This window comes from Streptomyces sp. NPDC057565 (assembly GCF_042801455.1).
GTDB lineage: Bacteria > Actinomycetota > Actinomycetes > Streptomycetales > Streptomycetaceae > Streptomyces > Streptomyces yanii.
Window position 1 is genome coordinate 289,432 of the sequence record NZ_JBHVFU010000001.1, and the last position, 23,576, is coordinate 313,007.

The window sequence follows — 23,576 nt, forward strand, 5'->3', positions numbered from 1 at the left end:
AGCCGCGCGGCCGGATCTGACCTTGAGGGTCCTTTGCCCGGCCGTAGGGACCCATGGCCCATGTCGCTCGGGCGCCCCGGATGCGGACAGTGGCTGCGAGGCGTCCGATCTGTGGGGCAGCGAACCTGTGGTTCCCATGCGCCCCCCGCGCCACCGAACCAACGTGAGAGGGAAGGACGGACAACATGAACCAGCCGACGACGACGGAGAGCGAGAGGCCGGTCTCGGGCGCTCCGGTGCCCGGCCAGGCATGGCTGATGCTGGCCCTGGCCACCATCGGTTTCGCCGTCAACTTCTGGGCATGGGCGCTGCTCAGCCCGCTCGGTCCGCGCTTCAAGGACTCCCTCGACCTGTCTTCGTTCCAGCAGTCGCTGCTGGTGGCGGTGCCGGTCGTGGTCGGCTCCCTGGGCCGCATCCCGGTCGGCGCGCTGACCGACCGGTTCGGTGGCCGGGTCATGTTCCCGATCGTGTCGGCGGCCACCATTGTGCCGGTCCTCTACCTCGGCGTGGCCGGACACTCCTCCCTCGCCGCCCTGCTGGTCGGCGGATTCTTCCTCGGTATCGGCGGCACCGCCTTCGCCGTCGGCGTGCCCTTCGTCAACGCCTGGTTCCCGCCCGCGCGGCGCGGCATGGCCATCGGTGTCTTCGGAGCCGGCATGGGCGGAACCGCGATCAGCGCCCTGACCACCGTGAAGATGGTCGACGCGCACAGCATGTCGACACCCTTCCTGATCACCGCCGCGGTGCTTGCCGTGTACGCGGTGACCGCGGCGCTGCTGCTGCGTGACGCGTCCGGACGCACGGTGCCGACCGAGCCGCTGGGGCGCCGCCTGGCCGCCACCGCCCGGCTGGGCATCACCTGGCAGGCGTCCGCGCTGTACGCGGTGGCCTTCGGCGGCTACGTCGCCTTCTCCGTCTACCTGCCGACCTACCTGAAGACCGGCTACGGCCTGACCCAGGCGGACGCTGCGAACCGCATGGCCGGGTTCGTGCTGCTGGCCGTGGCGATGCGTCCGGTCGGCGGCTGGTTGTCCGACCGCATCGGCCCGGTCCGGGTGCTGGCCGCGTCGCTGACCGTGGTGGCCGCGGGGGCGGTGGTGCAGTCGTTCACCCCGTCGCTGGCCCCGGTGGGAACCATCGCCTTCCTGGCCATGGCCGGCGCGCTCGGCGCGGGCAGTGGGGCGACCTTCGCCCTGGTGGCCCTGCTGACCCCGGCGAACAAGGTCGGTTCGGTCACCGGCGTGGTCGGCGCCGCGGGCGGCCTGGGCGGCTTCGTGCCGCCGCTGGTGATGGGCTCGCTGTACGGGGAGTACGGGTCGTACGCGGTCGGACTCGTCCTCCTCGCGGTTGTGGCCGCCGCGGCGCTGGGCTACACCCTCACCGGTGTCCGGGCCGCCGTCCAGGGCGGTGACCGGGCTCCGCGTGTCGGCCGTGGGCGACACCACGGCGCGCACACCACGGTGTGAGAACGACGGATCGAACGGGTTTCGAACGGGCGAGGAGATACACCATGTGCGAGTACTGCGGCTGCCAGTCCCTGGCGTCCATCGACGAGCTGACCCGCGAGCACGATGAGGTCGTCCGCCTGATCAGCCACCTCCGTCCCGCCCACCAGGACGGAGACGTGGCCCGGATGGCAGAGCTCGCCCGCGAGATCGCGACCGTGCTCGGCCCCCACACGCAGGTCGAGGAGCACGGCCTGTTCCCGGCGATGGCCGGGGACTTCCCCGAGCAGATCGCCGCTCTGGAGGCCGAGCACCGCCGTATCGAGTCGGTTCTGGCCGAGGCCGCCGACGGCGCCACGCCCACTGACCCGGCCTGGGCCACCCGCCTGATGGAGGTGATGGCGATGCTGCGCAACCACATCCTCAAGGAACAGGACGGCGTCTTCCCGGCCGCGCTCGCCAACCTCGGCACCGAGGAGTGGGAAGCGGTCGAGAAGGTGCGGGCAGAGGCGGGCAGTGCCCTGTCCCGGCCGACTGTCTGACCGCTCACTCACGGCTCACCACGGCGGACCAGCCGCTGCACCCGGCCGGTCCGCCGCTCGTCTGCCCGGCAGGTCCGTCTCGACGCCTCAGGGCTGTCCCGTAATCCCTGCCCGGGACGAGCCCGTCAGCGCCTGACCAAGGACATCCGGCCCCTGCCTGCACGGCTTCCTCGCGAGTTGACTGACGGTCACAGGCACCGGGCCTCACACCGGACCGGCCCGATGGGCCCTGTCCTCAGGGAAGTTCGGCCCTATTCGAGATCACGGCGCCACCGGCACGATCGATGTGCCGGTCGGATCCGCATCACGGACCGCGGCTGTGACGGTGAGTGCCGTCCCTCTATGTGCCCGCATTGCAAAGGAGAGCCATGCTTTCGCCCGAGTCGGCCGCTGTCATTCGCGCCACCCTGCCCGCCGTCGGCGGGGCGCTGGACGAGATCACAGCGCGTTTCTACGGCACCATGTTCGCCGAGCAGCCCGAGCTGCTGGACGGGCTGTTCAACCGCGGCAACCAGGCCAGCGGCGAGCAGCGACGAGCCCTGGCCGGGTCCATCGCGTCCTTCGCCCAGGCGCTGTTGGCCGACCCCGACACCCGCCCCGACGCGCTGCTCGCCCGGATCGCGCACAAGCACGCCGCGCTCGGCGTCACCGAGGACCAGTACACGATCGTCCACAAGTACCTCTTCCGCGCCATCGGCGACGTGCTCGGCGAGGCCGTCACCCCGGAGGTGGCCGCCGCCTGGGACGAGGTGTACTGGCTGATGGCCGGCGCCCTCATCGCCCAAGAGGCCCGGCTCTACCAGGAAGCCCAGGTCGACCCCCGGCACCCGTGGCGGCAATGGAACGTCGTGGAGCGGCGGGAGGAGAGCCCGGACGTGGCATCCTTCCTGCTGAGTCCGGCCGACGACGGTCCCGTGCCTCCGGCCCGCGCCGGCCAGTACGTCAGCGTCAGGGTCCTCATGCCCGACGGCATCCATCAGACCCGCCAGTACAGCCTGTCCAACGCCCCCGGCGACCGGCTGCGGCGCATCACCGTCAAGCGGGTGGCAAGCGTTGCCGAGGCACCCGAGGGCGAGGTCTCCAACCAACTGCACCGCACCGTCCGGACCGGCGGCGAACTCACCCTGTCCGCCTCGTTCGGAGACGTGGTCCTCGACGACGCCGACACCCCGCTCGTGTTGGTATCCGCCGGCATCGGCTGCACCCCCATGGTCGCCATGCTCGAACACCTCGCGGCCACCGGCTCCGCCCGTCCGGTCCATGTCCTGCACGCCGACCGCACCCCGGCCGACCACGCCCTGCGCGCCGACACCCGCCATCTCGTGGAGCAACTGCCCGATGCACGGGCAGAGTTCTGGTACGAACAGGACGCAGCTGAGGAACCCGGTTCCCGCACGGGCCTGATGGACCTCGACGGCCTCGACCTGCCCGCCGACGCCGACGTGTACCTGTGCGGCTCGCTCCCCTTCATGCGCGCCGTCCGCACCCAACTGCTCCAGGCCGGTATCCCCGCGCGCCGTATCCGCTACGAGGTCTTCGGCCCCGACCTGTGGCTGGCCCACGCCGAGGGCTGAAACGTCCGACCGTCGAGGCGGCAGGACGCACACAATCAAGGCCCACAAGAATGGGAATCCGGGCCGGCGACGTTCGGCGACGCAGTGAGCTGCCCGCATCCGCGGTTGGATGCGGGCAGCACCTGCGCGGTCATCGCCGCGCTGGTGCTGCGCGACGCGCCCGGCCGCATGGTGCCCGCCGAGCCGCTCGCCCGCCGCCACGGTGAGGTCACGCGCATGGCGGAGCCGGCCCGGGAGATCGCTCCCGTGCTCAATCCGCACACCCAGGTCGAGGAGCACGGCCTGTTCCCCGCCCTGGTCGCCGAGTTCCCCGAGAAGATCGCCGCGCTGGAGACCGAACACGGCCGTATCGAGGTCGTGCCGGCCGAGGCCGAGGGACCGTTCCTGGCCGATCCCACCTGGCCGGCGCGGCTGATCGAGACCCTCGACCTGCTACGCAACCACATCCTCAAGGAGCGGGACGACCCACTCGACGACCGTGCCACTCGGTTCGTTCGAAGACAGGCCGAACGTTCCGCCCATCTCCTCCGCGCGCCTGCAGAGGTTGGCCAGGCCGCTGCGGCGGGTGACCGCCGGGTCGATCCCGCGGCCGTTGTCGGCCACGCGCAGCTGCAGGGCGGCGCCGGTGACCTCGACGCTGACGTCGACGGTGGTGGCCTGTGCGTGCCGAGCGGCGTTGGACAGGGCCTCGCCGAGTACGGCCAGCAACTGTTCGGCCTGTTCGGCGGACACGGCCGTGTCCAGCAACCCGGTCATGCGGAGAGCCGGGGCAAAGGCAAGCGATTCGGTGGCCCGCTCAGTGGCCGCCACCAGCTGGGCGCGCAGACCGCTGCCGCGACGGGTCCGATCGTGTTCGCGCAGGCCGTAGATGGTGGAACGGATGATCTTGATGGTGTCATCCAGGTCGTTCACAACCCGCTGGATCCGCTCGCCGACCTGCGGCCGGTCGGCCACTCGGCCCAGCGTGGACTGCAGCGACAGCGCGCCGGCGAACAGCCGCTGGATGACCAGGTCATGCAGGTCCCGGGCAATCCTGTCGCGGTCATTGAGCACGAGCATGCGCTCCGTGTCCCGCCGGTGCTCAGCGACGTCCAAGGCCAACGCAGCCTGGTTGCCGAACCCGGTGACCATGTCGACAACGGCGTCCGTGAAGAAGGCGCTGCCCGGTACGTTCGCGACCTGCAGCACCCCGCGGACGTGCTCCCGGGTGCCGAGCGGTACGAAGAACGCCGGCCCCAGCTCCACCACCGAGGCGCTGCCACCCTCGGCGCGCGGGTCGGCGCTCACGGCATCACTGGCGATCCTCTCCCCGGACGTGAAGACCTTCGCAGCCAGCCCCGCGGCGGGCAGCAACAGCCCGCGGACCTCCTCGGCCAACACTCCCGAGGCAGCCTCGATGACCAACTCGCCGCGGTCACCGACCGGCACCCCCAAGGTGACCAGGTCAGCACCGGCCATCTCCCGCACGGTGGCCGTGACAGACTCCAGTACCGCGGCGGGCTCCGCACCGGACAGCAGGCTACGCGTCAGCTCGTTGCTGGCCGCCAGCCACCGCTGTCGGCGGTCCGCATCCTCGTACAGCCGGGCGTTGTCGATCGCCACACCGGCCGCCGCGGCCAGGGTCCGCAGCACCGCCTCGTCGTCGGTGTCGAACTCCGCTCCGCTCTGCTTGTTGGTCAGGTACAGGTTGCCGAAGACCTGGTCGCGGACCCGGATGGGGGCGCCGAGGAAGCTGGTCATCGGCGGATGCCCGGACGGGAAGCCGACGGACGCCGGATGCTGGGCCAGGTTCGCCAGACGCAGCGGTTCCGGGTGACGGATGAGCTGCCCGAGTATGCCCTCGCCGCGCGGGTAGTGCCCGATCCGGGCGATGGCCTCCTCGTCGATGCCGACCGTGACGAACTGCTTGATCGTGCCTTCCTCGCCCAGGACGCCGAGCGCCCCGTACTGGGCGTCGACCAGGGTGACCGCCGACTCCACGATGCGGTGCAGCACCACCTCCAGGTCCAGGTCGGAGCCGACTGCCAGCACCGCGTCCAGCAGCGTGTGGACCCGGTCCCGGGCCCCCCGAACCTGCGTCACCTGCTGCTGCAGGTCCTCCAGCAGTGCATCCAGCCGCAGCTGTGGAGACATCCCGGATGTCTCCACCTCACGCGAATCCTGCGCGCGCTCGTCCACTACAGCTCCCTCTACCTTCTCGCCGGCCCTCCCCAAGGATGCCCGACGAGCCGAACCCGTTCGACGGCACCCTGGAGAGCGGCGAGGGCAGGTCCCAGGAAGGGTGGGCAGATGGGTGATCGTCCCCTGGCCGGGCCCGATGACTTCGGCTGTGACGTGGATCGGAGCCGTGGTTCAGGGCGCCCGGGCCGACGTCGTACAAGGGAGAGTCGGGTGACATCCAGTAGGCCCCGACAGACGGGCGAATCTTGGTGGTGGCTGCGGATCCGTGTTGCTGCTGGTCTCCTCCACGAAGGGTTCAACGACCCTCCGGCACCGTTGGGGGTGACCCAGCCGATGTCGGCGGCCCTCGGCGGGGGCTCGCTGCTCCTCACCTGAGCCGACGGCCGGCTGCTCAGCGCGCTCAAGATCGGCGGCCTGCGGTCCGTCTACGCCTTCTACGACTCGGTCGGCGAGGCGACCCGTCGAGCTCCCCGGAGCAGTGGCCCGGCCGGACGGCCGCACAGCACGCCCGAGCGACACGACCGGCTCCGCACCGTGGAGCGGTCTTCCTGACCTCGGGCGCCGCCCCGATCGTGACGTGTCGGCCCGGTGCGCGACCACGAGTGGACCGCCCGTCGTCCAGCCCGGACAGGCAGCCCACTCGTGGCCGTGCTCAGTCAGCTCCGCGTGACGCTGTTCCCCTCGACGTCAGCCCCGTGTGACATTGCGCCGCTCCACCACATCGAAGCGCAGCCCGCTCGATCCCTCGCTCCTGCCGGTGTCCCGGCGCCGTGAGCGCCACAGGTGGGTCGAGCCGTCGGGCCCGCGGCCGTACTGCCATGTACGCCGCACCCGGACCCCCTCGCGCGCCACGACCTCGTCGTACAGCCGCAGGCGTGGAGAGCGGTGTTCGAGCAACTCGCCGAGGGGCTGGATGAGCGCGCCGGTCTGCTGGTCGCGCAGCGAGGCACGGGCGAGCCAGCGCGAAGGGGGTTGCCCGTCGGGTTGCTCGACCTTCAGGACGAACGGGATCCAGTAGTCGGGCATGGTGGTGGCCAGGCGGTAGGCGAGGTCCGGCGCGCCGGGTGGTGGGGGTGTCCGGGCCGCGGCACGTTCTTCCGCGCGCCGGTGCCAGGTCTCGACGCGGTCGACCGGGCGGCCCGCCGGGCCGGCGATCACGCGTTCGACGCCCCAGACGAGGTTCGCCGGTTCGTCGCGTATGAGTACGACCTCCTCCAGCGGCGGCGACTCGATCGTGGACGGCAGCGCGTCGGCGGCGAACAGCAGGTCGGGGCGGCCGCCGAGGTCGAACATCCGGAAGCCGTCGACGGAGTCGGCGAGCGGCGTGACATCGGTCTGCCTGCCGAAGGTGTCCGTCACGGTGAGGCTCTCGATCCGGCACAGCGAGCCGACCGGTATGCCGTCGAGGGGGATCGTGAACCAGTCGTTTCCGAAGACGGTCGCGAACTCCACGAACAACAGGCGCATCAGATCCGTCGGGCCGGCGTGCACCGCACCGAAGTCGACCGCCGCGTCCTCGATCTCCCAGAACCTTGGCGCGGGCATGCCGGGGAAGGAGACGGGAACGGGTATGAGCCCGCGTTCGAAGGGCACCGGCGGCGCGCCCGTCGGCTCGGTCGCGTCGGCGCGCAGTGAGTCGCCGTCGTCCACGGACACGGAGTACCAGTCGAGCCGCCGGCCGTCGTACTCCGGCGCGGACAGCGCGACTTCACCCGCCGAGGTCTCGGTGGACAGCGTGAAGCCGTACTCCATCCGCGAGGGTGCCCAGCTGTCCCCCGCACCCGTCGCCTGGGTGAACAGCTCGTCCCACCACGCGAACCATTCGACGACCGCTTGGCGGAAGCCGTCGCGGTCGTTGCCGTCGATCGGCGGCTTGTCCGGAATCCGGCCGCCGTTGGCGGGCAGCGCCTGCTGGAGGTCGCGGTAGAGCAGCGCGCCGTCGGGTGCGCGCCCGGCCGCCAGATCGAGATGGCGCAGCGTCCCCGCGTCGAGCGTCCGGCGCTCCTGCTCGGTCGGGGGCCGCATGCCCGCCCACTGCACGTACCGGCGGCGGTACTTGTCCGCGTCCTCGGGGCGCGAGAGGTGCCGTGACAGCAGGCGCAGCCAGTGCAGGCCCGACTCGGCGGCGAGGCGCCGGTCGTCGAACGTCGAGGTGCCGTCGCGTGGCGGCAGGATCCGCTCGTGCTCCACGAGGGTCTCGAGCGGTACGTGCCCGCTCGGCACGTCGGCGGCAGATGCAGACGCGGATACGGATGCGGAAACAGAGCCCGGGCGCCACCTCGCGATCCTGGACGTCTCGCCCCTGACCTGCGCGAGTATCGGCGATCCTGCGTCCTCGCCGTCGAACTCGCGCATCTGCCACTGGCGGCCGAGCAGCCAGCGGGCGTCGTACACGGCCGCCTGAAGGCCCCGTTGCAGGCCGGCGTCGAGGTCGTCGTCGCGGGCGTGGACCTCCAGGCGCGTCCAGGCGGTGATCGAGCCGCGGTCGCCCACGACAAGCTGGTGCTGCTCGCCCGTTCCCCACCGTGACGTGATCCGGACCTGCTTGACCCCTGAGGCCCGCAGCTCGCGCAGGGAGGGGACCCGGGCCGTGATGAGGTGGTCGTTCCAGTCGAGGACGGTGAGTTCGAGAGCCACCGTGTCGGTGGACTCCGTGTCCTCTCCTTCGTAAACGGCGACGATCTCCGCCCTGCCCTCCTCGCGTGGGCCGAAGGCGTGACCGTTGATGTCGATGGTCGCTTCGGGGGAGGCGCTCGGCGGGCCGATCGACTCGATCACCGGGAGTTCGCCGAGTTCGAACAGCACCGGCTCGCTGTGCCCCCACGGCGTGCGGACCACGACCTCTTTGAAGCCCGCGCCACCCAGCGCGGCGAGTCCCGGGACGGTCGCGGTGACGGCGGTCGGCGTCCACGACACGATCCGTGCCTCGACGGGGGTCGTTCCCGGGGTTGCCAGGATGAGGGCCGAACCGGGCGTTCCCGGGCGGCCGAAGCCCTGGCCGGTGATGGTGGTCTGTGACCGTTCGAGTCCCGCGGCGGGCGCGAGCGAACCGGCCGTGGGCGGCGCGTCCTCGTGCAGAACGAAGGCGACCGGTGCGGAGATTCCGCCGGGCGTCTCGACCACCACGTCGAACGGTCCGCCGGAGCCGATGGTCGCCAGCGGGGGCACGGTGACGTCGATGCTCGTGTTCGTCCACGCGGTGACGGTGCCCTCGACGCTCGCCCCACCGGGGACGCGGAAGTGGACGTACGACTGCGGCGTCGCGCCACCGAACGTACCGGTCAGCCTGACGCTCACGCCGCCCCTGCCGGACTGCGGCGCGAGCGAGGCGAGCACCGGCGTCGGTGGGGGCGGGGGCGGCGGGGGCTCTGGGGTTGCGTTCATGCGTCTCTCATTCCGAGTGGCTGGCCTGCGCCGCCGACGAGGTCCGTGGCGACCGTCGCGCCGGTGCTGTTCATCGCGAGATAGGTGGCCGGCAGGAACTGTCCGGCCTCGTGGAGTGCGTCGAGGTCGACCATCCGCAGCTTCGCCAGGTCGAGCGCCTCGAGGACCGTCGCGCGAAGCGACTCGATCGTCCAGGGCGAACCGACCGCGGGCGGCACCGCGACCAGGATCGCCTGGGGTGCGGTGGCGTTCGGCTGGTCGAAGTGGAACGCGACGCCCGTGGTGCGTTCCGGGCTGGGAAGCACTTCCGAGAATTCGTCGAACACCGCCCCGCACACTGGCAGGCCGACGCCCGGCGGCTTTCCGGGGACGTGCGCCACGAGGGACACCCTGCCGGTCGGCGGACCGGCCTCGGCGTCGTAGGGCAGCGCCACCCACTGGTCGCCCGCGCGCGCCGGGAACTGGGCCACCTCGAAACGTGACCGGTCCGCGCCATTGAGGATCTCGTCGCAAACCAGCGCGTCCGACAGACGCTGGAACCCGGGCCGTACGCGGCTCAGGCGCTGGAACCACAGCGTGGCGGCGAGCGGGTCGCCGCCCTGGAGGCCGTTGCTGGCGGCGAAGGCGGGGTCGAACTCCCCGGTCCGCGCCGGGGTGATCAGGGGCAGCGCGAGGAACGTCGGCCCGAAGACGCCGCGCAGGGCGGCCAGCGCCCAGTCGCAGCGGTCCTGATCGGTCGCGCCGGCATCCGGCGCCGGCGCCGGCGTCAGCTCGCTCAGCCGCCGGCGAATGTCGGTGTCCACGGCGGACAGTTGAAGCCGCAGCTGCGCGCGGTCGTCGGGCGAGTCGCCGACCGCCGACGACGGAACCGAGCCCGGGATGCCGAAGTACCCGGCCGCGAGCAGGACCGCGCGCAACGTCTCCGCGTCGGTGCCGTCGGCGAGTGCCGTGGTGACCCGGTCGGCTACGGCGGCCAGCGCCGCCCTCGCGGCACTCGCGCGGCCGACGAACTCGACGGTCGCCACGGACGCCTGGCCGCCGTCGGAGGCGGGCAGGGCCAGGTCGGCCGGGGTGAGCGGGCGGGCCTGGGCGATTGCTTCGCGCAGCGTGCTCGCGACCTCGAAGAGCTCGGTCGGCGCGACCGCGCCGTCGCTCTCCGGCCGGTCGACCGGGCGGAGCCGGACGACGGCGTCCACGGGCACGCCGGGTGGACGGTTGCGCAGCGCGTGGTAGACGATCCGCTGCTCGAGCTCAGTGCGCTGCGAGCCGTTGCTGATCGCCACGGCCTGTAGGACGTCGAGCGCCGACAGCCGGGGGGAGATCTGGTCGAGCCGCAGTTGTCCGATCGTCGCGACAGGCGTCGCCTGCGCGCTCGCATTGGCGTCGAAGTAGTCGACCCGGACGCGGACCCGCTTCGGGTCGCCGAGTGCCGAGTCGGCCCAGGCGTTGATCCGCGGCTCGGCCACCGCTGCCGCTTCGAGCCCCGGCTCGAAGGCCCACAGCGGATCCTGGTCGGCCGGGTGCTCCGCCAGCAGTACGGCGAGGCGGTGGGTGACGGCGAGTCCGGAGCCCGGCGACTCGACGATCTCCAGGTCCGGGGGCGGCCCGGTGGGGTGGGCGGCGGCGTTCAGCGCGGCGGTGGCCCGCTCGGGATTGCCGCGCACGGTCTGGAACACGCCCTCGGCGACGAACGCGTCACCGATCGCGTCGATCAGGTCGTCGAGCCCGGCGAGTTGGGCCTGAACCGCCTCCGCGGACTCCTGTCCCGGCCACCCGTCCGCCAGCCGGCGGTTGTCGGCGATCCAACGGCGTTGCAGCGCCAGGCCGTCGACCACGTTGCGGGCGGCGATCGACTCGCTCGGGCCGCCGGAGTCGGACGCCGTGTCGGATGCCGCGGCCACCGGTTGCGGCGCGAACGCGCGGAAGTCGTCGATGAATCGCGCCAGACCGTTCTCCTGAAGAGCCCGCTCGAACCGGTAGCCCAGCAGGGCGCCGAGCGACTGGCCCTGGCGGACCCCGTTCAGGAGCGTCTGGACCAGACGTACCCGCTCGGAGCTGAGATCGATGCCGAACGGTTGCCGCCCCTGGTGTTCTCCGTGTGCCAGATGGCCGCCGGCCAGGATCGCCGAGGCCGTCGCGTGGGCAGGCGACGGGGCGTGCAGGTATCCGGCGCTCTCCCGCGATCCGGCCGCGTCGGGGCGCAGGTCCTCCACGAAGCCGTACCCGGCCAGGTGGATGCCGTCGGCCTGCGAACCGGTCGCGGCGAGGCGCGCCGACGCGAAGGAACCGATCCAGGCGTCGAGCCGGTAGGAGCTGAGGTCGAGGGTCTCGCTCATCAGCCGTTCCAGCTGCGTCGCCGGCAGCCCGGCGAGCTGCCCGATCGCCGCGCGCAGCTCGCCGAGTTCGGCGAGCGCTCCGGACTCGTCGCCCCGGTGCTGGTGGGCGTCGAGGTAGTCGCCCTTGGTGGCGCCACTGGAGTGACGGTCTTCGAGGAGGTCCCAGGTGATGCGCTCGCGGGCGGCGTCGAGGTCGTCCTCGATCTGGTCGATGTCGATCAGCTCGGGCTCGCTGCGCCATGGCAGGGCGGGCGCGAGTTCACCGGCGGCGAAGGCGTACTGGACCAGGAGTGCGTGGCGCAGCAGGAGGTAGAGCAGCGGGTGCGGCGTCTGCATGCCGAGTGCCTGGGCGACGTCCTCGTCGCGCAGTGCCCGCCAGGACGGCCGGGGCGTGGCGGCGAGCGCCGCGATGTAGTCCGGCGACAGGTGGTCGTCGGTGCTCGCGCCGACCGCTTCGCCGGGCAGCGGGAAGTAGTTGAGGGCGAATGTCGCGTCCTTCAGGCGGGGCGTCCAGTCGAGCCCGAGCGAGTCCAGGACGGCGCTGCTGGCGCTCTGCTGGGCCGCCCACCACTCGCCGCCCAGCTCCGCGTGCATGAACCGCCAGGCGGCGTCGATGTAGGCCGGACCGAGGATCGTACGGCCGCGCCGACTGGCCGAGTGCGGCAGCATCGCCAAGGCGCTGAGCAGCGGGTTTTCGTCGGGATCTTCGGGACCGGTCTCCAGCGGGCGGCCCGGGCGCGGGACCGAGGCGAGGGATCGCCGCCAGATGGGGCGGAGCGTGTCGAGGAAGTCGAGCAACGGCCGCAGCGCGACGTCGGACTTGCCGGCGCTGTCCGGCGCGGGCATGACGGGCAGGATGCCGTAGGGCTGGTTGCCCACGCGCAGCACCGGCAGCGGTCCGCAGGCGCGCACGTTGTCGATGAAGTGGCGGCGGCCGGCGGTGATGGCGCCCTCGGCCAGGAACGGCGCGCTGCCGTTCGGCATCATGTGTTCGAGGAAGTAGCCCCAAGTCGTCGGCCACAGTGCCGTGTTCATGGCTCGGCGTGCGGTCTCCCCGTCCGCTCCGTCGGCGGCGTGGTCGAGACCGCCGAAGATCTCCGCCGCGCGGCGGGTGAGACCGAGGGCGCGGGCTGCCTGTGCGCCGTAGGAGCCGCTCGGCGGGGCGGCCCGGGTGCCGGGCGGCGGGACATCGGCGCGCGAGTCGAAGGCGGCCGGGCGCTTCTCGGTGTTGTTGGTCGGCGTGCCCTCGGGCAGGATGCCCAGGCCGCGGGTGTAGCGGTGTGCGGTCAGGCAGTCGCCCAGCAGTCGGGCGCCGTCGGCTCCGTCGGCGTACCGCGTCCTGATGCCGACGACCGCCAGCCGGGCGATCCCCTGGCGTGCCTTCGGCGGGAGCGGTATCCGCAGCCCCATGCCGGCCTGTTCGGCCGCAGGGAACTCCAGCATCCAGCGCATGCCCTCGTCGACGACCCCTGTGTCGCCCACGCTCGCGGCGGGATCCGGACCGACGGCGAGCCGCTCGGGAACCCGCCGGCCCCAGCCCGTGGCCATTGGCTCGTCGTCGTCAGGGGCGGCGTAGGCGAATGCGAACCAGCGGTCCGGGAGTACGGCGGTGTGCGGGGCACGTGTCCAGGAGTGCGCTCGCTCGCCGGGGCCGTGACCGCTGGAGGCCGGGCGTACGATCCACTCGGCGCGCGCGGCGCCGAACCGGGCGACGATTCGCCGCCAGGTGGCGTCGCCGGGATCGGCTGCGTACAGCGCGGCTGCCTCGGCCTCGTCGGCGGTCAGTTCCGGCTCGTGTGTGTCGATGTGGATGTCGTCGGGATACACCCGTACGAGCAGTTCCGAGGCGTCGGCGTCGAATCGCGTCTCCAGCCGCACCGGAAGTATCACCACGGGCAGGTCGCTCACAGTCGCCGGGCCCTCCAGGGCTACGTTCGCCGTGGAGGATCCCCACTCGGTGGTGACCGTCACGGACGCGTTGCCCGCCTTGGTCAGTGCCGGGTCGTGAGGGAGTACGACGTGGATCTTTCGGGTGTTCCAGGACTCGACGGCGAGGCCGATGGGTGCGCCGCCGCTCGGGGTGATCGTCACCGACGAGCCGGGGCCGCCGGGCCCGAACGCCGTACCGGTGAGGGTGATCTCATCCCCGGCGAAGACGCTGTGCGGGTTCACCGACGTGACGACGGGTGCCGCCCCGATCGTCAGCCGGGCGGGATCGCTCGTGCCCCACAGGGTCCGTACGACCAGCGACTTCTCGCCCGCGCCGCCGAGCGCGGAAGCCTCCGGAATCTCACCGCGGATCTCACTCGGGCTCCAGGACCGGGTGGCCAGCTTCAGCTCCGTGCCGCCCGCGTCCCGCACGAACAGGCCGGACCCCGAGCCGAACGGCGCCAGTCCGAATCCCTTTCCGCGTACGGTCAGCGGCGTTCCTGGCGTGCCGCGTGCCGGGTCGACCCCAGTCAGCGCCGGTCGGTCGGTCTCCTGGACGGTGAACCCGACACGGTTGGAGGTGCCGTCAGCGGTCGCGACGCTCACGTCGACATTGCCGCCGGAGCCGAGCGCGGCGGTCTGCGGCACGCGGACCGTGATCCGCGTCGGTTTCCAGGAGGTCACCTCGGCGGAGACCTCGGTGGCCCGGTCGACGCGCAGCCGGAACACGACGCGTGCCGGTCCGCCGGCCTTGGGGCCGAAGTCACTGCCACCGATCTGGAGGGTGTCTCCGGCGTGGCCGCTGTCGGCGCTCAGCGACGAGATGGCCGGTGCGCGCATTTACGATCCCCCTGTCAGGTTGCCGGCGGCGGTCGCCAGCGTCGGAGTGCCGCCGGTGTCGGTCAGCACGAGTCTCGGACGCTCTCCGTCGGCCTGGTCGAGTACGAAGCTCTCCGCCCCGCGGGCGATCGCCTCGGTCACCTCGGCTGCTGTCATCCGCCACGGGTTGCCGGCGGCGTCGACGCCGGCCAGTGCGGTGACGGCGCCCGCGTGCCGCTCGACCGAGGTGACGTGCAGCGCCGGGTCCTGGACGTCGGCGCCGATCATGCGCGAGGCGTACAGCGCGACCCGCACGGGGCGCTGGAACGTGATGGACGCGGTCTGCGCGCCGTCCGCGCCCCAACTGGCGGACGGCGGTGCCGGCGCGGGCGGGGGCACCGCAGCGAACAGGGGCAGCGGCCGCCCCGCGAGCCGCCCGTCGGCGGGTACGTGGGTGAGGGCGTCGTACTCGGCCGATGTGGACGCGGTCATGCCCCAGTGCAGGTCGGCCCAGGTGGCGGGTGTTCCGCCGAAGCGCGCGTCGCCGCCCTCGTCGGGTAGGGCGTCCAGGCCGAAGCGGGCGCCGGTGGGCTGCTCCTGGAGCACGAAGTACCAGCCGGGTCCGCCGTCGTTGCCGCGGGCCTCGTCGATGCCCAGACCGAAGCCGAGGTAGGTCATGTCCGGTTCGAGCCGGCCGCGGAACTCGGGGTAGAGCACGACCGGGGAACTGTCGATGGTGTCCGCGCGCACGGCGTACACGATCGTGTGGGGGAAGCGCCGGAAAAGCTCGCCGCGTACGAGCAGCACCAGCATGCCCCGGCCGCCGACGCGGGTGGCGTTCTGGCCGAGCTGCCGGTCGGGCGGCCACTCGGTGATCGGGTCGATGTCGGAGCTCGCCTCCGAACCGGCGCCGCGTGTGCTCCAGAACTGGCGGAAGTACGTGGCGCTGTAGTCCGTCGGCAGGTCGCGCCAGCGCAGTTCCTCGGACAGCGCGTGGTTCAGGCCCGTCATGTAGGACTCGATGAAGCGCGGGTTGCCGACCAGGATGCCGACGGTGTCCGGCCGGATGTTCTCGGCGCCGGGCAGCAGCGCGCCGGGGAAGATCTCCCTCAGGGGATCGCTCGCGGGTTGCGGGAAGCTCGGCGCCGCCGCCAGCGGTCGCAGCGGGTCCGCCGGTTGCGGACCGGGTGTCGTGGTCGGTGTCAGGCCGTCGGCCGGCATCAGCGGCAGGACCTGCTGGGCGACCGTGTGCTCCGGGGCGACCGGACCGGCGCCGTCCTGGAGCGCTCCGGCGACCGCGTCGAGCGCCAGCGTGTCCGCCGACGAGGACAGCGCGGACAGCGGCCTCGTCACCATCTGCCCCGGCTGCTGCGGGACCAGCTCGAAGAGCGCCTTGGACGCGTCGCGGAACCGCGTGTTGATCCCGGCCAGGCGCAGGCGTGTGCGCTTGCGCTCGGGCGGCAGGTCCCCGCCGTCCGAGCCGTCGTCGATGCGGGCCACGGAGGCGGTCGGTGCGGCCGGGTACACGGGCGTGTCGCCCCCGAACACGCGTGTCCAGCCGGGCGCGTCCGGTACCTCGGTCTTCGCCCGCCGGAGTTTCGGCGCGCCGATCCGGTCGAACGCGACCGCGCCTTTGGCCGGCTTCAGCGGCACCGTGATCGTGCCGGCCGCGAGCAAGGCCGTGAGCTCGCCTATGTGTCCGGGCGTGCCGTCGGCGGACGGGAGATGACGGCCGATCGGTCCGTTCGGGCGCACGGCACGGCGGAACGGCGCCGACACCGCGCCCTCGGGGAAGACGCTCGCATGCATACTGCCGCGCAGCGTGGTCGCACTGCCAGGGCGGTGGCTGCCGTCGTGCCGGAGGCGGACGCGGCTGTGCAGCGGCTGGGTGATGCGCAGTACCACGTCGGCGGGCAGCGGCGCGAGCCGCTTCTCCTGCACCGAGGCCGCGACCGACCGGGCGAGCTGCGCGCGCTTGAGCAGGGTGTTGGCGCGTTCGAGGTCGCCCGCCTGGTCCCAGGCGCCGGCCACCAGCTGCTCCTGCTGCTCGGCGACCACCTGGGCACCGAGACCGGCGGCGGCCCGGTGGCGCGGATCGAGGTTGAGCTGCCACAGCCAGCCGTCCGCACCTGCCGACGACGGCGGCGGTACGACGGCGTTCGATCCGTAGACGGGCGGCGTGACCAACTGGCTTTCGCCGTCTTCGTCGACCAGCTCGATCATCCGCCGCGTGTACGGCTCGCGCGCCTCGTCGGGCCACTCCGTCGGTACCGCCGCGGGTGACATGAGCGCGCCCTCGAACCCGAGTTGTGAGCCCGGCTCGCCGGCGGGCGGCACCGGCAGCCGCGACCCGGCGGTGGTCAGGTCCATCGGGCGGGTGCCGATCTCCGGCCCGAAGGCGACCGGCTCCAGTCGGCGGGCCAGCGCCTCGAAGTCGCCGTCCGGTCCGGTGGAGAACTCCCAGTGGTCGTACACCGGCAGCTCGAAGGGGCCCGAGTGACCGGCCGGCGGCGGCCAGGCGTCCTCATCGGCCGCGGTCACCTCGACGCCGAGTCCGGCCTGGCGTCCCGCCTCGTACGCCGGGACGACACAGGCGAGATAGCTCACACCTGGCTCCAGCCTGCGCGGGCACACGAGCCTGGAGAGCGTCTGCTCCGGGGGCACCTGGGACACGTCCGTCGTGCCGTCACCGGCGACCTGCACGTGGGCCCAGGCCCACGAGTCGGCGAGGGGAGGCAGTTCGCGGAGCACGTCCGCCGGGTCCAGCTCCAGCCAGGGGAGCGGCCGGCGGGGGTCGGCTCTGAGCCCGGCGGCGTCCTTGCGGACCACGGCGAGCACGATCCACGGCCGCAGTCTGGGCCCGCTCGCCTCGGGGCTGAACAGCCACGGATAGTCGGGCAGATCGAACTCGACCGCGGGGAAGTAGTTGGGCTCGAACTGGGCCGTGAGCGGTGGCGGATCCCTGCGGATGATCTGCCGGACGTCGATCCCGAGGACGTCGCCCGGCCCGTACAGGCGCAGCTTCACGTCCACGGAGTCGGCCTGGCCGTTCTTGGTCACGCCCAGGGTGACCGGCAGGACGGCGCGGCCGCCCTCGCTGCCCTGCGGACCGGCCGGGATGCCGGCGGCCAGACCCTGGCGAGACCAGGAGAAGAACCGGTATCCGGTGGTCATGCGGACATCAACTCCTCGCGGCGCACGATCTGGGTGTCCTTTCGCTCGCGCGCCGCCTCACGCGCGGCGCTGAAGCTGCCGTCGGTCGCGGTCGCGGGCGCCGACAGGTCGGTGACGGGAGCCACCACGTACGACGGGTCGGCCACCTTCGGCTGCTCGGCGTCGACGCTGTACTTGAGCCGTCCGGTCGAGCGTGTCGCGGCGTCCGCCGCCGCGCCGTGCTCGGCCTGCTGTGCGACCGTCGCGTCGTCGGGGCGGAAGGGCGCGCCCCAGGCATGTCCGCCGATGGTGATCGTCTCGAACGTGATCGGGCACGCTGCCCCGGGCCCCGTCGAGTGGGCGTCGCCCGGCGCGGTCAGGCGCGCGCCCGAGGGCATCTGCTCGAAGCCGGGTGCGGCGAGCTTCTCGGCGTCGCTGAGGCCGAGGTACTGGCCGGGGCTGAAGCTGTCGTACACGGGGACGGGATCGTGCTGGGCGCCGGTCGCCGAGACGATCTCGAACCGCGTGAAGTCGGCCGGAGGCGCCGTGCCGAAGCGCGCGATCTCGCGTTGCAGGGGCACGATCCGCTGCGAGACGCGCACCGCGCCGAGCGGGTGCACGATCGCCTCGCCTGCGGCGGGCGTCGGCGGCTTGAGGGTCGCCAGCCTGCCGCTGTCCGCGGGCAGTTCGGCAGCCCAGTTGCCTGCGGTCTCCAGGGCCGCCCGCAACTGCGGCCAGATGTTCTCGCGTTGGGCCGGCGGCAGTTCCCGGGAGTCGCCGAAGGTCGCGTCCACACTGATGGTGACCTTGACGAACAGGACCTTGAAGGTGACCTCGCCCTGGAGGTGCCACGGGTCCGGCCCGGTGAGGTGCGCCCGCAGATCGATGCCCATCAGCGCCTTCGACCCTCGCTTGAGGACCAGATGGGCCGCGATGTCGACCTGGAACCCGAACGGCGCGAGGTTCATGAGCGCGTCGAAGCCCATCCCGCCTTCGAGCGCGAACCCGGCGGCCGCCACGCGCACTTCGAGCGCGGCGCCCACCTGCACGGTGTTGGCGGTGATGGCCAGGTAACACTCGGCCCGCAGCCGTGGGTTGTCGCTGTTCGACAGGGCGAGTGTCAGCCGGCGGAGCGACGGGAAGCCGGCGGGTGGTGTGTACGACGGGTGGAATCCGCCGATCGACAGCGCGAAGTCGGGCTGCTCGCCCCAGGAGGCCCTGAGCGCCATGTCTCCCGACAACGCGAAGGGCCCGATCGTGGAGTCGACCAGCGACGCGTCGACCGAGACCTCCCGGCGCCCGAAGTCGAGCACGCCGACGGCGTCGAGCTGGAGTTTGACCACCGCGGTCTCGGGTGTCGGCAGCAGCGCGCGCAGCCGGCCGAGCACGATCAGCCGCAGCGGGGAGGGCAGTTCGAGGATCAGCGCGATCTCGGCTGTCACGAGGGTCGGCGTGCCCCACGCCAACTGGACCATCGGCCCGAACAGATGCCGGTCCCGCGCGGGAGGGAACACCGACTGCAAGGTGCTGATGATCTGCGGCGCCCGGGGTACGGGGTCGTCGCGCATGAACATGATCGAGTCGAGCGCGTGCGTGCGCACACCGGCGCGCAGGGCGTCGACTGCGACCGTGCGGTTGATCCCGAGCAGGCCTCCGATGCCGGTCAGGGTGAAGCCGAAGCCCAGCTGAACGGGCGTGAACCCGGTCGCCTGGACGAGGGCCAGCAGCGAGAAGCCGGACTCCCCGTCGGGCATGCGCGTGGTGAGCAGGCCGAAGGCGTTGAGGTTGATCTGGCCGAACTGGAGGTGCAGGACGCCCGCGTACTGCTCGCGTTCCTCGTCGAAGAACAGGTATCCGCCACCGGTGACCGGGCCGTCGATCGAGAGACCGGCGCCGTCCGGTGGCTTGAAGCCCAGTTCCAGGCCGACCGGGCCGAGGTTTCCCGGCGAGGGCGTGAGCTTCGTGCGCAGCCCGATGTTCTCGACGCTGGCGTGCAGTGGCCCGAGCTCGAGGCTGCCGCTGGCCCCGGCGGTGAGGCTGATCGCGCCGCCGCCGACGCCGAGGCGCAGCCGGAGCGCGTCCAGCGTGATCGGACCGAGCGTCTCGTGCACCGGGATGGTGAGGTCGAGCCGGCCCGAGCCCTCGAACGACAGGCCGTGCAGCTTGGACCACAGCAGGCGCAGGTCGAACTCCGCCGAGAGACCGTCGGGAATGACCGCCTTCAGGAACCCGTCGGCGGAACCGGTGGCCACCTCGAGCCTGCACCCGATGAGACCGGCGCGCACGAAGGCGTCGGGCGGCCCCTCGGCGCCGACCCGCCCGCCCACTTGCGCGTACGCCTCCAGGAAGGAGAGCTGGGTGCCGCCGCCCGCCGAGAGCAGCTGGTGCCGGGAGCCGTCGGGATCGGCCACCTTGAGCCCGATGGCGAGGCTGCCGGTGAGATCCTCGGCTTCGCCCTGGAGCAGTCCGCCGCGCAGCTGCACGCCGGTCGGCCTGACCGCGATGCCGATGCCCTGGGAGAGGTCGATGTCGGTGTCGATCACCAGACTCAGCGGGCCGAAGAGCGGGATCTCCAGCTCCGCGGACCCGCGTATGTACGGCGAGAGTTCGATTCCGGCGTCGGTGCCCTCGGCCGTCGTGGCGCGTAGCCGGTGCAGGGAGAACCCCGCTTCGCCGATCACCCAGCCATAGCTGTGTAACAGCTCGACGAGCAGTTGAGGTGTCGGCGCCGTGTCGGTCGCGGTCGGCGCGTTCCCGATCTGGGCGTCGATCCGCTCGGGCAGTTCCGAGACGACTCCGCGGCCGCCGAATCCCTGGACCAGGGCGCCCAGGTTCTCCAGCAGCCGGGCGGAGTCGAACTCCGGCCTGCCCCAGCCGTACTCGGCGGCGAGCGCCGTGCCGGGGTCGGTCAGGAGGGCGCCGATCTGCTCGTAGTCGACCACCGCGCGGAAATGTTCCACCTGATAGATGGAGTGGTCGGCCCCGTGGTGCGACTGCGGGAAGATTCCCAGCAGGCGCAGCACCGACGCCGTGCGCGGCGAGGCCGTCGTGACGCCGGCCACGACGGCGAAGTCCAGCAGCCGGCGCGGCAGTTCGTGGACGATGCCGGTCTTCTCGACCCAGTCGCCCGCGGACGACAGGACGCCGGGCAGCGACTGGCTGAAGGTGGTGATCTGGGCGATGAAGTCCTGTACGGCGAGCAGCAGGTCGGCGTAGCGGCCCGCCATCAGGAGTTCGTCCTCGCGCTCCTCGTCCGTCGAAGCGGTGACGATCTTCAGCTTGGTGATGACGTCGCCCGCGTCGAGCGTGACGAGGCTCGCCAGGTCCGTGCCCGGCGGCGTCTCCCAGCCGAGCTGGTTGAGCACGAACTCGACAATCTGCGCGTCCTGCATCGCCGCGGTGGACGCGGCGATGACCTGACCGATGCTCTCGACGGCCTGCTGGAACGTGGTCCGGGTCACGATGCGTTGTCCTCCCACTGACCGTGCTTCCAGTCGAACCGGCGGAAGTGCTCCCGCACGTTGAGGGCGTCGACCTTGACGCCGGCCCATTTCAGGTATCCCTCGGCCGAGTCGGCGTCATCGGAGATCTTGGTGGTTCCCGGTTCCGGCGGATATGCCAGGACCTTGGCCGAGTGGATCGTGATCCGGCTTGCCGTGAGTCCGGCGAGCTTCGCCTCGGCGCGGGTCCGCCAGAGCTTCAGCCAGTCGCCTCCCGAGGGCGGACTCTGGAGGTCCGCGTGTGTGGGGCTCGCGTAGCCGAGGTGCTCGGCCCACAGGCGCCTTCGGGCGTCTCTGGCGATCGTCGTCGCCGGTCCGCCGGACACCTGGTCGAACAGGCTCACGTTGACCTCGGTCTCGCGGTTCTCGTGCAGGTCCCCCTTGGGTCGCAGCCCGAAGAGCCAGGTGGCGAACCAGTTCGTGTACGGATTCTGGCTGTAGTCGAGGGAGGCGCCGTCGAGGTTCGCCGATCCCACGGTGATCCAGTCGTCGTCGATGATGGCGACTTTCGAGTGGATGTAGTTGCGGCAGATCTCCGTCAGACTCTGCGCCGTGGCACCGGACTCGTGGCTCCAGGGGCAGAAGAACCCGACGCGCCGGCGCTCATCGTCCTCGAGCGAGGAGAGCACCCGGCCGACGTGCTGCGGATGCAGCACGTCGTAGCTGGGAATGTCGACCTTGTTGTTCGTCAGGAAGATCACGCACAGCTCGGTGCGCTCCTTCAGACGCCGGACGATCGCTTCGGCGATGACGTCGTTGGTGAAGTACTGGTTCTCGAAGTAGATGTACTTCTTCGCCGTCTCGATCGCGCGCAGGTACGACTCCAGGACCGTCTTCTCACCGTGCGGAGACGCGGTGTAGCGCGCGTTGCCCGCGAGGCTGCGGACGACCTGGAGGGACGTCGTACCCACGGCCGGCGGTGCCGGCGCGGGCGGCTCCTCGGGAGCGTCGGGGTCGGCCTGGTTCCAGTGCAGCGCGAACGTCTCGTTCAGCTGCCCGATCACCGGGCCGCGCAGACGCATGCTGACGTCGTGCGTCGGCACCTTGATCGCACGCGAGTCGATGCAGCTGGAGAAGTCGCCGTGGCGCGCGTCGCCGATCGCGTGGGTGATGCCGTCGTAGTAGTCGGAGACGAAGGGGGAGCCGATCAGGTAGGCGATCTTGTTGTCGATCACGACGAACTTGGCGTGGATGGGAGCGGTCGCCGGAGTGCGCAACGTCCGCACCTTGACGTTGGAAACATCCTTCATCGCCCTGGTGACCTGCGACGCGGTGGTGAACGGCCAGGGGATCGAGAACGCCGTGTGCGCGGTGAGCTGGTTGCACGCCAGCCGCACCTTGACGCCCTTGTCCTGGGCGACCTTCTTCAGCGCGTCCTCGAGACGGCCGCCGGTCGTGGTGACGCCGGTGTCGGGCGTGGGATCGTCGAACGTCATGAAGACCCGTCCGACATCCAGGAAGAACAGCATCCAGTCGATCGAGTGCTCGGCCTTGAGGACGTCGTCGTACAACGCCTTCCAGGCGGCGTCGTTGTCGATCAGCGGCTCGACGGCGTTGCCGTTGACCGACTGGGTGAAGGCGCCGGTGGTGGAGACACGGCCTTTCAGTTCGGCGGCGGCCACCTGGATCGGCGGCAGCACCAGCTTGTCCTTGACGTCGGGGTAGGGACCGTGGTCGGGGCCGAGCTGGCGGCCGACGGAGCTGAAGACGCGGACGACGAGGTCGTCGACACCGCCGTCGTAACCCACCGTGAACGTGCCGCCGAAGGCCGTCCGCGCATAGCCGTGGAATGCCTCGCCCTGGGACGAGTACACGTCGGGCATCAGGCGCTCGCCGTGGAGTTCCTGCCGGAACACACCGACGGCGAGTGCCTCGACGCCGTTGCCCTTCGCGTCGACGATGCGGCCCTCGACCCGCCGGTTCGGACTGCTCACCGGCTCCCACAGCCCCGCTTCGGCAACCGTCGTCCGGTCGAGGTCGAAGCCCGGCGGGGCGTCGATGGAGTACTGCTGGAGCTGCGCGGCCGCGTACCACTTCTTGTGACTCCACGAGGCCGTCTGCCACATCCAGGGAATCTGCTTCTTCTCGTGGAGGTGTTCGACGGCCTCGTAGCCGCCGTAGACGCCGGTGTTCGCGAGGCCGAAGGTCTCCGTCACGCCGCGGAAGTACTCGTCCACCTGGCCCGGATCGCCGGCGGTGTCGAAGTCGACGGCGAAGTACACGACGGAGTTGTCGGGCGCTCCGAGCTTCCTCAGCTGCTTCTGGGCGGCCTTCGCATCGTCCACGCCGGCCTGGTAGTCCTCGGCGGCGCGACTGCCCGTCGACTCCCACACGAATCCGACGGCGATACCCAGGGCATGTAACGCCTGCCGCTCTTGGTTGGTCAGCTGCTTCGACGGGTGACCGCTGGTGTTCGGCGAGAGGTAGCGGACCACAAACTCGGCGTTCATCGCCTTGACTTCGGCAGCGGTGTGCCGGTCGCTGTAGTCGACGCCCTCACGATGCGCGGCCGGAGACGGAGCCGGATCCGCAGCGACGACTGATTCCTGCGTGTGCGTGGTCACGTCACAGGTCCCCCGATCTGTGAAGAAATTGTGGTCGCCGGTGCATCTTGGGGTCGACCACCATTTGTCGTCAACCCGCAGTGAACGCCCCGTTGTGAACGTGTATCTGACACCTGTGCACCCGCGACCGCACCCGTTTCCGAAAGCAC

Annotated in this window: 9 protein-coding genes and 1 pseudogene; 4 read left to right on the forward strand and 6 right to left on the reverse strand. The window is 71.5% G+C overall.

Annotated elements, in window-relative coordinates; all coding sequences use genetic code 11:
* The first annotated feature begins 185 nt into the window (after positions 1-185).
* The 4 genes and pseudogenes from ACFU8W_RS01280 to ACFU8W_RS01295 form a co-directional block, all read left to right on the forward strand.
* Entirely contained in the window at positions 186-1,466 is a 1,281-nt protein-coding gene (locus ACFU8W_RS01280; protein ID WP_384031120.1) for a nitrate/nitrite transporter, read from the forward strand.
* Between the two features lie 44 nt (positions 1,467-1,510).
* Complete coding sequence (locus ACFU8W_RS01285) at positions 1,511-1,987, forward strand: hemerythrin domain-containing protein (protein ID WP_384031123.1); 477 nt, start codon at positions 1,511-1,513, stop codon at positions 1,985-1,987.
* Positions 1,988-2,355: 368 nt separating this feature from the next.
* Positions 2,356-3,561 (forward strand): globin domain-containing protein, encoded by a 1,206-nt coding sequence (locus ACFU8W_RS01290; RefSeq protein ID WP_345514533.1) that lies wholly within the window; start codon positions 2,356-2,358, stop codon positions 3,559-3,561.
* 216 nt (positions 3,562-3,777) lie between these two features.
* Positions 3,778-3,960 (forward strand): annotated as a pseudogene (locus ACFU8W_RS01295) (hemerythrin domain-containing protein); the annotation flags it as partial.
* 33 nt (positions 3,961-3,993) lie between these two features.
* On the opposite strand, the gene ACFU8W_RS01300 reads toward ACFU8W_RS01295, so the two are convergent.
* The 6 genes from ACFU8W_RS01300 to ACFU8W_RS01325 form a co-directional block, all read right to left on the reverse strand.
* Positions 3,994-5,694: a GAF domain-containing protein gene (locus ACFU8W_RS01300; protein ID WP_384031125.1), complete on the reverse strand. Its 1,701-nt coding sequence runs from the start codon at positions 5,692-5,694 to the stop codon at positions 3,994-3,996.
* Between the two features lie 735 nt (positions 5,695-6,429).
* Positions 6,430-9,126, reverse strand: a complete 2,697-nt coding sequence (locus tag ACFU8W_RS01305; protein WP_384031127.1) for a hypothetical protein — start codon at positions 9,124-9,126, stop codon at positions 6,430-6,432.
* Positions 9,123-14,231, reverse strand: coding sequence for a hypothetical protein (locus ACFU8W_RS01310; RefSeq protein WP_384031129.1), 5,109 nt, complete (start codon positions 14,229-14,231; stop codon positions 9,123-9,125). The genes ACFU8W_RS01305 and ACFU8W_RS01310 overlap by 4 nt, the downstream gene beginning before the upstream one ends.
* The gene (locus ACFU8W_RS01315) at positions 14,232-17,384 is read right to left on the reverse strand and encodes a hypothetical protein (RefSeq protein ID WP_384031131.1); all 3,153 of its coding nucleotides are present in this window, start codon (positions 17,382-17,384) and stop codon (positions 14,232-14,234) included.
* Positions 17,381-20,824, reverse strand: a complete 3,444-nt coding sequence (locus ACFU8W_RS01320) for a DUF6603 domain-containing protein (protein WP_384031133.1) — start codon at positions 20,822-20,824, stop codon at positions 17,381-17,383. The genes ACFU8W_RS01315 and ACFU8W_RS01320 overlap by 4 nt, the downstream gene beginning before the upstream one ends.
* A complete protein-coding gene (locus ACFU8W_RS01325; protein WP_384031135.1) occupies positions 20,821-23,427 on the reverse strand; it encodes a glycoside hydrolase domain-containing protein in 2,607 nt (868 codons plus the stop codon). Before ACFU8W_RS01325 ends, ACFU8W_RS01320 begins: the two co-directional genes overlap by 4 nt.
* Positions 23,428-23,576: the final 149 nt, after the last annotated feature.